General features: G+C 66.8%; 14 protein-coding genes, 1 tRNA gene and 1 other RNA gene. 3 read left to right on the forward strand and 13 right to left on the reverse strand.

Features of this window, described 5'->3' with window-relative positions:
* Positions 1–41: 41 nt before the first annotated feature.
* On the reverse strand, positions 42–839 hold the full coding sequence (gene rpsB / locus C0V74_RS04875; protein ID WP_131624379.1) for a 30S ribosomal protein S2: 798 nt from the start codon (positions 837–839) through the stop codon (positions 42–44).
* Between the two features lie 333 nt (positions 840–1,172).
* Here rpsB and C0V74_RS04880 point away from each other — a divergent pair, with 333 nt between their 5' ends.
* On the forward strand, positions 1,173–1,442 hold the full coding sequence (locus C0V74_RS04880; RefSeq protein WP_143250867.1) for a hypothetical protein: 270 nt from the start codon (positions 1,173–1,175) through the stop codon (positions 1,440–1,442).
* Here the strand turns inward: C0V74_RS04880 and C0V74_RS04885 are convergent.
* The 5 genes from C0V74_RS04885 to C0V74_RS04900 all read right to left on the reverse strand — a co-directional run bounded on the left by C0V74_RS04885 (position 1,378) and on the right by C0V74_RS04900 (position 4,514).
* Positions 1,378–2,241 carry a phosphatidylcholine/phosphatidylserine synthase gene (locus tag C0V74_RS04885; protein WP_143250868.1) on the reverse strand — a complete coding sequence of 288 codons (864 nt, stop codon included), beginning with the start codon at positions 2,239–2,241 and terminating at the stop codon, positions 1,378–1,380. The two genes, C0V74_RS04880 and C0V74_RS04885, sit on opposite strands and share 65 nt — an antisense overlap.
* Positions 2,238–2,987 (reverse strand): phosphatidylserine decarboxylase, encoded by a 750-nt coding sequence (locus tag C0V74_RS04890; RefSeq protein ID WP_143250869.1) that lies wholly within the window; start codon positions 2,985–2,987, stop codon positions 2,238–2,240. Before C0V74_RS04890 ends, C0V74_RS04885 begins: the two co-directional genes overlap by 4 nt.
* A gap of 67 nt (positions 2,988–3,054) precedes the next feature.
* Positions 3,055–4,185, reverse strand: coding sequence for a beta-ketoacyl-ACP synthase III (locus tag C0V74_RS04895; RefSeq protein ID WP_143250870.1), 1,131 nt, complete (start codon positions 4,183–4,185; stop codon positions 3,055–3,057).
* A gap of 42 nt (positions 4,186–4,227) precedes the next feature.
* Positions 4,228–4,371 carry a hypothetical protein gene (locus C0V74_RS12850; RefSeq protein ID WP_168194154.1) on the reverse strand — a complete coding sequence of 48 codons (144 nt, stop codon included), beginning with the start codon at positions 4,369–4,371 and terminating at the stop codon, positions 4,228–4,230.
* 57 nt (positions 4,372–4,428) lie between these two features.
* Positions 4,429–4,514 (reverse strand) — tRNA-Tyr (locus C0V74_RS04900).
* Between the two features lie 115 nt (positions 4,515–4,629).
* Here C0V74_RS04900 and rlmB point away from each other — a divergent pair.
* Entirely contained in the window at positions 4,630–5,445 is an 816-nt protein-coding gene (gene rlmB, locus C0V74_RS04905) for a 23S rRNA (guanosine(2251)-2'-O)-methyltransferase RlmB (RefSeq protein WP_143250871.1), read from the forward strand.
* A gap of 37 nt (positions 5,446–5,482) precedes the next feature.
* Positions 5,483–6,379 (forward strand): hypothetical protein, encoded by an 897-nt coding sequence (locus C0V74_RS04910; RefSeq protein WP_143250872.1) that lies wholly within the window; start codon positions 5,483–5,485, stop codon positions 6,377–6,379.
* A gap of 65 nt (positions 6,380–6,444) precedes the next feature.
* Here the strand turns inward: C0V74_RS04910 and C0V74_RS04915 are convergent, their stop codons facing one another.
* From C0V74_RS04915 to C0V74_RS04945, 7 genes are all read right to left on the reverse strand, one after another.
* Positions 6,445–6,717 carry an HU family DNA-binding protein gene (locus tag C0V74_RS04915; RefSeq protein WP_131624368.1) on the reverse strand — a complete coding sequence of 91 codons (273 nt, stop codon included), beginning with the start codon at positions 6,715–6,717 and terminating at the stop codon, positions 6,445–6,447.
* Between the two features lie 266 nt (positions 6,718–6,983).
* Entirely contained in the window at positions 6,984–9,371 is a 2,388-nt protein-coding gene (gene lon, locus C0V74_RS04920; protein WP_143250873.1) for an endopeptidase La, read from the reverse strand.
* An 84-nt stretch (positions 9,372–9,455) separates the two neighbouring features.
* Positions 9,456–9,728 carry a hypothetical protein gene (locus C0V74_RS04925; RefSeq protein WP_143250874.1) on the reverse strand — a complete coding sequence of 91 codons (273 nt, stop codon included), beginning with the start codon at positions 9,726–9,728 and terminating at the stop codon, positions 9,456–9,458.
* 82 nt (positions 9,729–9,810) lie between these two features.
* On the reverse strand, positions 9,811–10,152 hold the full coding sequence (locus tag C0V74_RS04930; RefSeq protein WP_131624362.1) for a YbaB/EbfC family nucleoid-associated protein: 342 nt from the start codon (positions 10,150–10,152) through the stop codon (positions 9,811–9,813).
* Complete coding sequence (locus C0V74_RS04935) at positions 10,149–11,942, reverse strand: DNA polymerase III subunit gamma/tau (protein ID WP_143250875.1); 1,794 nt, start codon at positions 11,940–11,942, stop codon at positions 10,149–10,151. Before C0V74_RS04935 ends, C0V74_RS04930 begins: the two co-directional genes overlap by 4 nt.
* A 43-nt stretch (positions 11,943–11,985) precedes the next feature.
* Positions 11,986–12,080: signal recognition particle sRNA small type (ffs, locus tag C0V74_RS04940), an RNA gene on the reverse strand.
* Positions 12,081–12,172: 92 nt separating this feature from the next.
* Positions 12,173–12,451 (reverse strand): ETC complex I subunit, encoded by a 279-nt coding sequence (locus C0V74_RS04945; RefSeq protein WP_143250876.1) that lies wholly within the window; start codon positions 12,449–12,451, stop codon positions 12,173–12,175.
* Between the last annotated feature and the right edge of the window lie 8 nt (positions 12,452–12,459).

Raw genomic sequence — 12,459 nt, forward strand, 5'->3', positions numbered from 1 at the left:
CGCGCGAACAGGGTATTAGGCAGGCAGGCGATGCGCGGGCATCAGCCCTGTGCGGCAGCCTCGGCAGGGGCCTGGGCGCCGCTCGCTTCGGCCACGTCAGCTTCCGCCGGCGGTTCGGCCATCGCGCCGATGTCCTGGCCCGAATCGATGGTCGCGCGGCCCTTCCCGCTCGAGGCGGCTTCGGCCACCGCGTCGCAGTACAGGCGCACGGCGCGCGCGGCGTCGTCGTTACCGGGGATCGGGAACGCGATGCCGCTCGGATCGACGTTGGTGTCGAGCACGGCGACGACCGGAATGCCGAGCACGCCGGCTTCCTTGATCGCGAGGTCTTCCTTGCCCGCGTCGATCACGAACATGACCGCCGGAATGCCGCCCATGTCGCGGATGCCGCCCAGGCTCATCTCGAGCTTGTCGCGCTCACGCGTGAGCTGGAGGATTTCCTTCTTGGTCAGGCCCGAGATTTCGCCCGACAGCTGCTCGTCCAGGCTCTTGAGGCGCTTGATCGAACCGGAAATGGTCTTCCAGTTGGTCAGCATCCCGCCCAGCCAGCGGTGGTTGACGAAGTGCTGGCCCGAACGGCGGGCGGCCTCTGCAATCGGCTCCTGCGCCTGGCGCTTGGTGCCGACGAACAGCACCTTGCCGCCCGAACGCACGGTGTCTTGGATGAAGTCGAGCGCGCGCGCCATCAGCGGCACGGTCTGCGACAGGTCGATGATGTGGACACCGTTGCGGGCGCCGAAGATGTACGGCTTCATCCGCGGGTTCCAGCGGTGAGTCTGGTGGCCGAAGTGCGCGCCGGCCTCGATCAATTGCTGCATGGAGACGGTCGGAGCCGCCATAGGTAATTCCTTTCCGGTTTGGCCTCTGGAGAGCTGGAACCCGTGCGGAGATCCCGCGCGCGGCACCGGTATGAAGTGCTCTCCATGTGGATTTGCCCGCCATTTCCCATCGGGAAAGATGACGAACAGGGGCGGCCCATAGCGTCACCGCGCGCGGATTGCCACCTTCAATTCACCGCGCCCGTGATTCGGACTGCCGAGAATTACCCTTGACCGTGCGGAACAAAAAGCGAACATTGTCTCGTATCGGGAACCATAACCGATTCGGAGTTTTCCACCAGTTGTCCACATACCGTCAACGCGGTTGTGCCGACCATCGAAGGTCTCGCAAAAATGATCGCTATCCTGCTCGTCGCACTGTTTGCCGCTGTCGCCGTGACCAGTGTCGCCACTCTTGCCGATGCCGCCGTCCGCGGCCGGAACGCGTTCCGGCTGCTGCGGAGCGAGCGGGTGTCGGCTCATGAGGACCGGCGCGTGACGGTGCGGTTCGAAGGCGAAGACATGTGGCAGCCGTTGCCCGCGCTGCGCCCGCTCGCGGTCAGGGGTGCTCGGGGAGCGCGCCGGGTGGTGTGGACGGCAAAGCCGCTGCGCGCTGCCGCTTGATCCGCGCATAGCGTATCCAGGCATACGGGATCAGCGCCAGATACGCGGCGCAGATCGCCACCAGCGTCCACCACGGTTCCAGCAGCAATGCCGCGAACACCAGTCCAACCACCAGGATCACTCCCAGCCGCACGTCACGCCGGGGTCGCATCAGCGTCCAGCTGAGCGTCGCCACGTTCGAGATCATCAGGAACGCGATCAGCGCGATCCACGGCGCCACCAGCCGCGGATCGCGGAAGATGTCCTCGCCGGTCGCCAGCCACAGGTAAACCGGCAGGAAGGCCAGCCCCGCGCCCACCGGGGCGGGCACCCCGGTCAGGAAGCCGGCGGATTTGTGCGGTTGTTCCTTCACGTCGATCTGCGCGTTGAACCGGGCAAGCCGCAATGCGCCGCAGATCGCGAACGCCAGCGCCGCGAACCAGCCGAGCCGCGCGAGCGGGCTGGCCGGATCGCCCAGCGACCACAGGAACAGGATCAGCGCCGGAGCGGTGCCGAAGCTGAGCGAATCGGCCAGGCTATCAAGTTCCGCCCCGAAGCGTGACTGCGCCTGCAACAGCCGTGCGATGCGCCCGTCCATCCCGTCCAGCACCCCGGCGAGGATGACGGCGATGACCGCTTCCGCCCACAGGCCGCCCATCGCGAACCGGATGCCGGTCAGCCCGGAACACATCGCCGCGGCGGTGATGGCATTGGGCACGACCGCGCGCATCGCCAGCCCGCTGGGGCGGCGGCGGGTGGCGAGCGGAACCTCGTCCTCGGCCGCCTTGGGGCCGACGCGTGGCCGGTCGAAATCTGTCATTGGTTGATGCCTTCCAGCAGCTTCTGCGTACCGATTTCGGCAAGCGGGGTTTCGCCGGCGACCACCGTCTGCCCCAACACGACTTTCGCATCAGTGCCGGCCGGAAGATAGATATCCACCCGGCTGCCGAAGCGGATCAGCCCGACCCGCTGGCCCGCCGCGACCATGTCGCCCGGCTTGACGAACGGGACGATCCGCCGCGCCAGCAGGCCGGCGATCTGGGTGAAGCCAATCGCGGTGCCGTCCGGCCGTTCGATCAGGATATGCTGACGCTCGTTCTCCTCGCTCGCCTTGTCGAGGTCGGCGTTGACGAACCTGCCCGGGATATAGACCACCCGCCGCACCGTGCCGCCAATCGGCGCGCGATTGATGTGCACGTCGAACACGCTCATGAAAATCGAGATGCGGGTGACGGGTCCGGCAGGCAGCCCGCGCGCGCCGCTGCCATCATCGACCTGCAGTTCGGCCGGAGGTGCCACCTGCGCGATCAGGGAGACCATGCCATCCGCCGGCGAGACGATCAGCCGATCGTCCTGCGGGACCACGCGCTCCGGATCGCGGAAGAACGCCAGCACGCCCAAGGTCAGGAAGGCGAGCGGCCAGGCGATCGTCTCCCACGCCAGCAGCGCGCACACGAACGCCGCCGTCGCGCCGATCAGCGCGAATTTTCTACCTTCAGGATGGACCGAGGGCCACTGCCAGTGCGCGTCGCCGCGGCCTTTGTTGTCGAGAATTTCTCCGGCCATAGGCGGTGGCTTAGGTCGTGCGCCCGATGCTCACAAGTAAAACCGAGTGGGCAAAACCGCGCGGGCGCTACCCCGCCTTGCGGACGAACACGGTCCCCGCCGAATACCCGGCGCCGAAGCTGCAGATGATCCCGGTGTCGCCCGCCACCAGGTCGCCGGAGTGCTGGTGGAACGCGATGATCGAGCCGGCGCTGGAGGTGTTGGCGTATGTATCCAGCACCGTCGGACTTTCGTCCTCGCTCGCCTCATGCCCCAGCACTTTCTGCGCAATCAGGCGATTCATTCCGGCGTTCGCCTGGTGGAGCCACAACCGCCGCAGCGAGCGCGGATCGATGCCCAACCGGTCCGCTTCTTCGACGATCATCGCGGCGACCATCGGCACCACCTCCTTGAACACCTTGCGCCCTTCCTGGACGAACAGCTTGTCGGGCTGGCCGGCGCCCTCTGGCGCGGCGCGATTGAGGAAGCCGAAGTTGTTGCGGATGTTGTTGGAGAACACCGTCTTCAGCTTGGTGCCGAGGATGTCCCAGTGGTCCGCCGGGGCCATGGCAGCATCCTCCACCAGCACCGCGGTGGCGACATCGCCGAAGATGAAGTGGCTGTCGCGGTCGCGCCAGTTAAGGTGTCCGCTGGTGATTTCGGGGCTGACCACCAGCACGCTGCGCGCGTTGCCCGCGCGGATGTAATCGGCGGCGGTCTGGATGCCGAAGGTGGCCGACGAGCATGCGACATTCATGTCGAACCCGAAGCCGTCGATGCCCAGCACATGCTGGATCTCGATCGCCATCGCCGGATAGGCGCGCTGCATGTTGGACGCCGCGCAAAGCACCGCGTCCACCTGGCCGGGCGCGCGCCCCGCCCGCTCCAGCGCCTGGCGCGCGGCGGTGACGCCAACCTCCGCCATGATCGACAGTTCGTCGTTCGCGCGTTCCGGAATGCGCGGGCACATCGTTCCGGGATCGAGCACGCTCGCCTTATCGACCACGTGGCGCGACTTGATCCCGCTCGCCTTCTCGATAAACTCGACAGAGCTTGGCTCCAGCGCCGGACGGTCCCCCACCGCGATCGCGTCAGCGTGCTCGGCGTTATGGCGCCGGACATACTCGTTGAAGCTGTCGACCAGTTCGGCGTTGGTGATTGTTTCCGGCGGAGTGTAAAGTCCCGTCGCCGAGATCACCGGGCGGTGCGTTGCGTCCATCGCGGCGGATTAGGCGCGCGGGCCGGGCACGGCAAGCGCCGCTCAGCCCGTCAGCAGCACGTATCCCCACAGACCTGCGGTCAGCACCACGATCCCGACGATCGCGGCCTTCCCGATACGCACCAGCTTGCGCCGCCGCGCCGCGGCCTTGAGCCGCGCCTCATATCCCATTGGTATTCGCTTCATGATCCCCGCCCACCGAGAAACACGCCCCACCGGGAAAGCCCTACCTTGAAAAGGCGGTGGTGGACAGGGCTGGATTCGAACCAGCGTACGCTTGCACGGGCAGATTTACAGTCTGCTGCCTTTAACCACTCGGCCACCTGTCCACACAGGGCTTACGAGCTCCACTTCCATCCCGCATGCGGGGTCCGTGGGCCGAGAGAGGCGCGCCATGGCGAAGCAGCGCTTGCCTGTCAATGGCCGCGCTGGCAGGGGCTGCCGATGGCCAAGGGCGAGAAAAAAAGAGCGATGCGCGGACGCGCCGGGCGCATGCAAGGCGGCCGGGGCAGCGGACGCGCCGGCACCGGCCAGGTCCGGCTGTGGGGCCGGCACGCGGTGGAAGCCGCGCTCAAGAACCCGGAACGCCAGCATCGCAAGTTGTGGACGACGCGCGAAGGCATTGAATCGCTCGATGGCGAACTGCCGGCGGATTTCCCGGTCGAATACGCCGATGCGCACGATCTGAGCCGGCTGGTGGCGCGCGATGCGCCGCACCAGGGGCTGGTGCTCGAATGCGTCCCACTGGAAGACGTGTTTCTCGACGATGTGATCGCCAGCGATGAAGACCTTGATGAGGGGCGAGGCGGCGGTCCGGTGCTGGTGCTCGACCAGGTGACCGATCCGCACAACGTGGGCGCGATCATGCGGTCGGCGGCCGCGTTCGGGGCGGCAGCCATCGTCACGCAGGATCGCCATGCTCCCCCCGAATCGGGAACGGTGGCCAAATCGGCCAGCGGCGCGCTCGAAATCGTGCCGTGGGTGCGGGTGGTGAACCTGGCCCGCGCGCTGGAGGAGCTGGCCGAGGCGGGATACTGGCGCATCGGCCTCGCGGGCGAAGCGGACACGACGCTCGCCGAGGCGCTGCCCGCCGGACGGGTCGCGCTGGTGCTCGGCGCGGAAGGCGAAGGCATGCGGCACAACATCGCCGGCCATTGCGATGCGCTGGCGCGGCTGCCGATCAGCGAGGCGATGGAAAGCCTCAACGTATCGAACGCGGCGGCGATCGCGCTGTATGCGGTGGCGACACGAACGCCGTAAGCGCGCCGCAACGGGGGTTTAACGGAGGGGGAACTCGATGATCTGGATCAAACGACCGCGCCGGTTTGCCGCCGCGGCAATCACGGCCGCCGCCGCGCTGTTGCTGGCCGGATGCCTGCTGACGCCGGGCAAGTTCGCCTCCACGCTCGACATCCGCAAGGGCGGCGCCTTTACCTATACCTATGACGGCGAGATCCACCTGCTGGCGCTGAGCAAGCTGGCGCAGATGGGTCAGGGCGCGAAGGCAGAGGAAGCCTTCACCGCTTTCTGCGCCGACGACGACACGTTCGAGCAGCGCGACTGCACGCCGGAGGAGGAAGCCGAGCAGCGCCAGGCGTGGGACGACGGCGCGGCCGCGCGGCTGGTGAAAAAGGACCAGGAAGCCGTGGCGATGCGCGCAATGCTCGGCGGGATCGATCCGGCAGACCCCGCGGCGGCCGAAGAACTGGCCGCCCGGCTTCGGCGCCAGGCCGGCTGGAGCCGGGTCAACTACAAGGGCGACGGATTGTTCGACGTTCGCTTTGCGCTGAGCGGCAAGCTGGACCACGATTTCGTGTTTCCGACACTCGAAGGCTTCCCGATGGCGAATTTCTTCGTCACCGCCACCCGCCGCCAGGGCGGGACCGTGCGGATCGACGCTGCGGGACTCGTCTCCCCGGCGGGGACCAACCCGTTTCAAGCGATGATGATGGGCGGGATGATGGCGGGCGCGGCGGAAGAAGCGACCAGGGTCGCGGCAGAGGCCGGCGAAGACTCGGTCACGCCGCCCGTATGGCCGGTGACGGAGGGCACCTTCACCGTCACCACCGATGGCGAGATCCTGGCCAACAACACCGACGAGGGAGCCGCCACCGGTGCCCGCGGCAAGACGCTGGCCTGGATGATCAACGTGCGCACCAAGCAGGCGCCGACCGCGCTGATCAAGATCGATTAGCGGCTGGCACCGGGTGTCCCCGCTGGGGCGCCCGGTGTCGCCGATGGCCGTGACTGGCTAGACGGTCAGTTGACCGAATCCTTCAGCAGCTTGCCCGCCTTGAACTTGGGCTGGTTGGATGCCTTGATCTTCATCGGTTCGCCGGTCCGGGGGTTGCGTCCGGTCGATGCCTTGCGGCGGGACACGGTGAACGTGCCGAAGCCGACCAGGCGGACCTCGTCCCCCTTCTTGAGAGCGCCGGTGATGGCGTCGAACACGCCTTCCACCGCGCTGGCGGCGTCAGTGCGCGACAGCCCCGCATTCTCGGCGACCGCGCCGATGAGATCGTTCTTGTTCATCCATTCCCCCTTGCGGCGATGATATGTCAGACCCGCCTGGGATGGCGCGCGCGGACCCGCCGTTCGTCCCCCAGGATTCGCTGCTGCGAAGGGCGGACTTCTGACGAGGTTTTGGCACCTGAGTCAAAGCCAAATAGGGCCGGTCCCCTGCCACGCGGGGCAAACCGAGCCGAACCGTCTCGAAACGGTCCGGTTCGGATGCCGTAGCGTCGCACCACCGGCGTTTCGTGCGTGGCTGGCCGCGCACGCCGATGTCGCGGACAGACCTAGTGCGCGGTGGCGCCTTCGCCCGGCTCATGCCGCAGCGGCTGGCTGGCAAGGTCGTCGGCCTCGCTCCACTCGATCGCATCGAGCGGGCTCACCAGCGCCCGTTCCAGTACCTGGTCCACATGGCCGACCGGCACAATCTCCAGCCCATCCTTGATGTTCTGCGGTATCTCGGCGAGATCCTTGACGTTGTCTTCCGGGATGAGGACCGTCTTAATTCCGCCGCGCAGGGCCGCGAGCAGCTTTTCCTTCAGCCCGCCGATCGCCAGCACCCGTCCGCGCAAGGTGACCTCACCGGTCATCGCCACGTCGGGTCGCACGGCGACGCCCGACAGCGTTGAAACGATCGAGGTGACCATGCCGACACCCGCGCTGGGCCCGTCCTTGGGCACCGCGCCTTCGGGCAGGTGGATGTGGATGTTCTTGCGCTGGAACACGCTCGGCCGGATGCCATAGGCCGGCGCGCGCGCCTTCACGAAGCTGAACGCCGCGGCGATGCTCTCGGTCATCACGTCACCCAGCTTGCCGGTGGTCTTGATCTCGCCCTTGCCTGGCGTGGTGACGCTTTCGATGGTCAGCAGCTCACCGCCCACCTCGGTCCACGCCAGCCCGGTGACCGCGCCGACCTGCGCCTCTTCCTCGGAGACGCCGTGCTTGAACTTGCGCACCCCGGCGAACTCGCCAAGGTTTTCGGGCGTGACGGTGACGCTGGTCACCTGCTTTTCGAGGATCTTGCGCAGGCTCTTGCGCGCGAGCCGTGCGATCTCGCGCTCCAGCGTGCGGACGCCCGCTTCGCGCGTGTAGTAACGGATCAGGTCGCGCAGGCCATCGGTGGTGAGGACGAACTCGCCGTCCTTCAGGCCATGCGCTTCAATCTGCTTGGCGATCAGGTGGCGTTCGGCGATCTCGACCTTTTCGTCCTCGGTATAGCCTTCCAGCCGGATGATCTCCATCCGGTCGAGCAGCGGCTGCGGCAGGTTCAGGCTGTTCGCTGTGGTCACGAACATGATGTCCGACAGGTCGAGGTCCAGCTCCAGGTAGTGGTCCTGGAACTTGGCGTTCTGTTCAGGGTCGAGCACTTCCAGTAGAGCCGACGCCGGATCGCCGCGGAAATCCTGGCCCAGCTTGTCGATCTCGTCGAGCAGGAACAGCGGGTTGCTGGTCCCGGCCTTCTTCAGGTTGGACACGATCTTGCCCGGCAACGATCCGATGTAGGTGCGCCGGTGGCCCCGGATCTCCGCCTCGTCGCGCACTCCGCCCAGCGACTGGCGCACGAATTCGCGGCCCGTGGCCTTGGCGATCGACTTGCCGAGGCTGGTCTTGCCGACGCCCGGAGGACCGACGAGGCACAGGATCGGCCCCTTCAGCTTGTTGGTGCGCGCCTGGACGGCCAGGTATTCGACGATCCGGTCCTTGACCTTTTCCAGCGCATAGTGGTCCTCATCGAGCACGGCCTGCGCCTGCGCGATGTCTTTCTTGACCTTCGATTTCTTGCCCCACGGCAGCCCCAGCAGCACGTCGAGGTAATTGCGGATGACCGTTGCTTCGGCGCTCATCGGCTGCATGGTCTTGAGCTTCTTGAGCTCGCTTTCGGCCTTGGCGCGCGCTTCCTTGCTCAGCTTCAGCTTGGCGATCTTGTCGGTCAGCTCGGCGATCTCGTCACCGTCCTCGCCGTCGCCGCCCAGTTCGCTCTGGATCGCCTTCAACTGTTCGTTGAGGTAATATTCGCGCTGGGTCTTTTCCATCTGGCGCTTCACGCGGCCGCGGATCTTGCGCTCGACCTTGAGCACCGACAGCTCGCCTTCCATGATCGACATGACCATTTCCAGCCGCTTGAGCGGATCGCGCTCGGCCAGCAGCGCCTGCTTGTCGGCGACCTTGCCCGCCAGCGCGGCGGAGATCGTGTCGGCCAACTCCCCGGCGTCGTCGATTTCGGTCAGATCGTTACCCGCGCCCTCGCCCAGCTTCTTGTTGAGCTTGGCATACTCGCCGAACTGCTCGACCACCTGGCGCATCATCGCCACGACTTCGCTGCCCGCCGCGGTTTCTGGCGACGTGCTCTCCACCTCGGCGACGACGAAGCCGCCCTCCTGCCGCATGGCGATCAGATTGGCGCGGGTGCCACCCTCGACCAGCAGGCGAACCGTGCCGTCAGGCATCTTGAGCAGTTGCAGGACCTGCGCGATCACCCCGGTATCGAACAGATCGTCGTCCGACGGATCGTCGCATCCCGGATCGAGCTGCGCGACGAGGAAGATGTCCTTGTCGCCTTCCATCGCTGCTTCCAGCGCGGCGACCGACTTCTCGCGGCCGACGAAGATCGACACGACCTGGCCCGGAAAGACCACGATGTCGCGCAAGGGGAGGAGGGGGAAAAGCTGGTTCATGAAAGATATCCGTCTGTTGAAAACGGATATGGGAGCTGGCGCGCGGGCGCGCAACGGGCGCAGGCACCGCTGCGCACAGTCGCATCAGAACTCGAACGAGATCACCGTGCCCCTGGCATTGCGCACGGTTCGCACGGAGTAAGGCGGCGAACCCTCGCGCCCGGGTCCGGCCCGCTGGGGGTTCCGTGCACAGTCGATCGCAAAGCTGGGCGCTGCGCTGTTTCTTGCCGGCACGGAGCGCGCCGCGCAAAACGGCTCAATCTTGAGGGAGACGTTGATCGTGGCGCGCTCTTCCGCTGCCAGCACAGGAGCGGCGGCGGCGAAGACGGGGCCGATCAGCAGAAGAAAGCGCGCCACGCGGCAGGGCTATGCCGCCGGGCACCAACAGCCTGCTGACCAGGGCCTCCGTATGAACCCCTAGGCGCGGGGCCGCCTCCGTTCAGCTGAAGCCGGGGATTTCCAGTCCCGGGGGCAGGCCCATGCCCGACTGGATCTTCTGCATCTCGTCGTTGGCCACCCGGTCCGCCTTGCCGCGCGCATCGTTGAACGCGGCGGTGACGAGGTCTTCCAGCATCGTCTTTTCTTCCGGCACGATCAGGCTGTCGTCGATCGACACGCCGAGGATGCGGCCCTTGGCGGTACAGCGGATCTTGACCAGGCCGCCGCCCGATACGCCTTCGACCTCAAGCGCGTCGAGCTTGGCCTGGGCGTCGCCCATCTGTTGCTGGATCGTTTCCGCCGCTTTCTGCGCGGCGGCCAGCATCTCTTCCATCGATTTCATGCGCGACTTCTCCATGGGGGTGAGCCGGCGGCGCCTTCTTCAGGCACCAGTTCGGCGTCGGGGAATGCGGCGAAGGCGGCTTCAACCAGCGGATGCGCGCGCAGCTTCTGCGCGGCGGCATCGCGGTCCATCTGCTCGCGTTCGTAAAGCGTGGGCGCGCCGCCCTCGGCCACGCGCTCGACCTGCCAGCGCTCGCCCGTCAGCTCGAGCAGCGCCTGCCTGAGATCGGGAGCCAGATCGTCACTGAAGCCGGGCGCCAGCGCATACGTCAGCTGGCCCGCGACCACCTCGACCGGGCGCACCTGCATCTTGAGCTGCGAGGCGAGCTGCAGGCGGCCGATCTTGTTCTCGATGTCATCGACCAACTGCGTCCAGTCGAGCGCGGCGGGTGCCACGGGCGCGGCATCGGCGCCAGCACTTGCAGAGGGCAACGCGGCGGCGCGCGCCGCCATCTCCTCCAGCGATTTCGCCAGCGTGCCCGGGTCGGGCAGATCACTCGCATGGAGGGCGCGGAGCAGCGCCATCTGAGCCGCGACCAGCGGATCGGGCGCGGTGCGCACCTCGTCGTAGCCTTTGAGCAGAAGCTGCCACAGCCGGTGAAGCTGGCCGGGAGAGAGCCGCTCCGCCCACTCGTCGATCACGGCGCGTTCTTCGATGGTGGGCGCATCGGCGCCGCTGCCGCCGACCTGGCACACGGTAATGCGGTTGGTCAGTTCCATCAGGCTGCGCATCAGCGCCATCGGCTCGACGCCCAGCGCGTACTGGTCAGCGAGCGCGGTCAGCAGGCCCTTGGCATCGCCTTCGAGCAGGTGAGTGAACAACCGCCGCTGCGCGCTCTTGTCCGCCAGCCCGAGCATGTCGCGCACCCGCTCTGCGGTCACCATCGGTGCGTTGGTCGGCCCCTCGGTGTCGAGGTCGGCGTGGGCGATCGCCTGGTCGAGGATCGACAAGCCGTCGCGCACCGATCCTTCTGCTGCGCCGGCGATCAGGTGCAGCGCTTCGTCCTCCGCCTCGACGCCCTCCTGGCGGCAGATGCTGGCGAAATGCTGCTGAAGCAGCTCGGCGGAGATGCGCCGCAGGTCGAACCGCTGGGTCCGGCTAAGCACGGTGACCGGCAGCTTCTCGACCTCGGTGGTCGCGAACAGGAACTTCACATGCGCGGGGGGTTCCTCAAGAGTCTTGAGCAAGGCGTTGAACGCATTGCGCGACAGCATGTGGACTTCGTCGACGATGTAGATCTTGTAGCGGGCGCTGACTGCCGCGTAGCGGACCGCCTCGATGATCTCGCGCACGTCGTCGACGCCGGTGTTGCTGGCCGCGTCCATCTCGATCACGTCGATGTGGCGCCCTTCGGCGATCGCGCGGCATGGCTCGCACTCTCCGCACGGGTCGATCGTCGGGCCGCCGGTGCCATCGGGGCCGATGCAGTTGAGCGCCTTGGCGATGAGCCGCGCGGTCGAAGTCTTGCCCACGCCGCGCACGCCGGTCATCAGGAACGCGTGCGCCAGCCGGTCGCGCTTGATCGCATTGGCCAGCGTGCGGACCATCGGTTCCTGCCCGATGAGCTCGCTGAAGGTCTGTGGCCGGTACTTCCGGGCGAGGACGCGATACGGCTGCGCTGCCGGAGAGGGTGCCGGCGCAGCTGCGGGTGCGGGTGCGGGCGTCGGGGCCGGCGCGGGATCGGCGAACATCGCGCTCTGACCCGCCGCTTCCAGCTCCGCCGCACTGGGGGCGCGGTCGGCATCGTCTTCGGGCGGGGTCTCGCCGAACATGTCCCCGGATTCGCTCATGAAGCGAAGCTAGGGGTTGAGGGGGCGAAAGTCATCGGATGAATGAGGAGGAGCCGGCCGACCCGCCGCAACCCGTTGTGGCTGCTTCCTTCCGGACCTGACCAGGTTGGCGGACGCAAGCGTCCGACCGACTCCCGGGCGGGCATATGGAGTCTTCGTGGTGTTTTGTCCAGCCGTCCGGCTGGCCACGGTGCCGGCGCGAAGTCATCCGCAGATGATCGGTCCGCGCACTAACGAAAGTTGTCGGCGTAGGCCTGCAGCTTCAGCCGCTTGGGCGGGGTCGGCTGGACCCGCGCGGGGATGCCGTATTTGTCGGCATAGGCGGTCGCTTCCGCTACGCTGGCGAAGGTCAGCACCACCTGGCTCTGGGTATCGGACCCACCGGCCCAGCCCATCAGCGGGTCGGGCCGGTGGGCTTCGGTGCTTTCAAATTCGAGCACCCATTCTGCAGTCCGTGCCTTGCCGGACTGCATCGTGCTTTTGGGACGTTGGTAAATACGTGCTGCCATGATGCTTT

The sequence above is a fragment of the Altererythrobacter sp. TH136 genome, assembly GCF_007065885.1.
Classification (GTDB): Bacteria; Pseudomonadota; Alphaproteobacteria; order Sphingomonadales; family Sphingomonadaceae; genus Tsuneonella.

Bases quoted from the DNA above. Each gene is read 5' to 3' on its own strand.
- rpsB (WP_131624379.1), bottom strand. From the start codon at position 839: ATGGCGGCTCCGACCGTCTCCATGCAGCAATTGATCGAGGCCGGCGCG.
- C0V74_RS04880 (WP_143250867.1), top strand. From the start codon at position 1,173: ATGATCGCTATCCTGCTCGTCGCACTGTTTGCCGCTGTCGCCGTGACC.
- C0V74_RS04885 (WP_143250868.1), bottom strand. From the start codon at position 2,241: ATGACAGATTTCGACCGGCCACGCGTCGGCCCCAAGGCGGCCGAGGAC.
- C0V74_RS04890 (WP_143250869.1), bottom strand. From the start codon at position 2,987: ATGGCCGGAGAAATTCTCGACAACAAAGGCCGCGGCGACGCGCACTGG.
- C0V74_RS04895 (WP_143250870.1), bottom strand. From the start codon at position 4,185: ATGGACGCAACGCACCGCCCGGTGATCTCGGCGACGGGACTTTACACT.
- C0V74_RS12850 (WP_168194154.1), bottom strand. From the start codon at position 4,371: ATGAAGCGAATACCAATGGGATATGAGGCGCGGCTCAAGGCCGCGGCG.
- rlmB (WP_143250871.1), top strand. From the start codon at position 4,630: ATGGCCAAGGGCGAGAAAAAAAGAGCGATGCGCGGACGCGCCGGGCGC.
- C0V74_RS04910 (WP_143250872.1), top strand. From the start codon at position 5,483: ATGATCTGGATCAAACGACCGCGCCGGTTTGCCGCCGCGGCAATCACG.
- C0V74_RS04915 (WP_131624368.1), bottom strand. From the start codon at position 6,717: ATGAACAAGAACGATCTCATCGGCGCGGTCGCCGAGAATGCGGGGCTG.
- lon (WP_143250873.1), bottom strand. From the start codon at position 9,371: ATGAACCAGCTTTTCCCCCTCCTCCCCTTGCGCGACATCGTGGTCTTT.
- C0V74_RS04930 (WP_131624362.1), bottom strand. From the start codon at position 10,152: ATGAAATCGATGGAAGAGATGCTGGCCGCCGCGCAGAAAGCGGCGGAA.
- C0V74_RS04935 (WP_143250875.1), bottom strand. From the start codon at position 11,942: ATGAGCGAATCCGGGGACATGTTCGGCGAGACCCCGCCCGAAGACGAT.
- C0V74_RS04945 (WP_143250876.1), bottom strand. From the start codon at position 12,451: ATGGCAGCACGTATTTACCAACGTCCCAAAAGCACGATGCAGTCCGGC.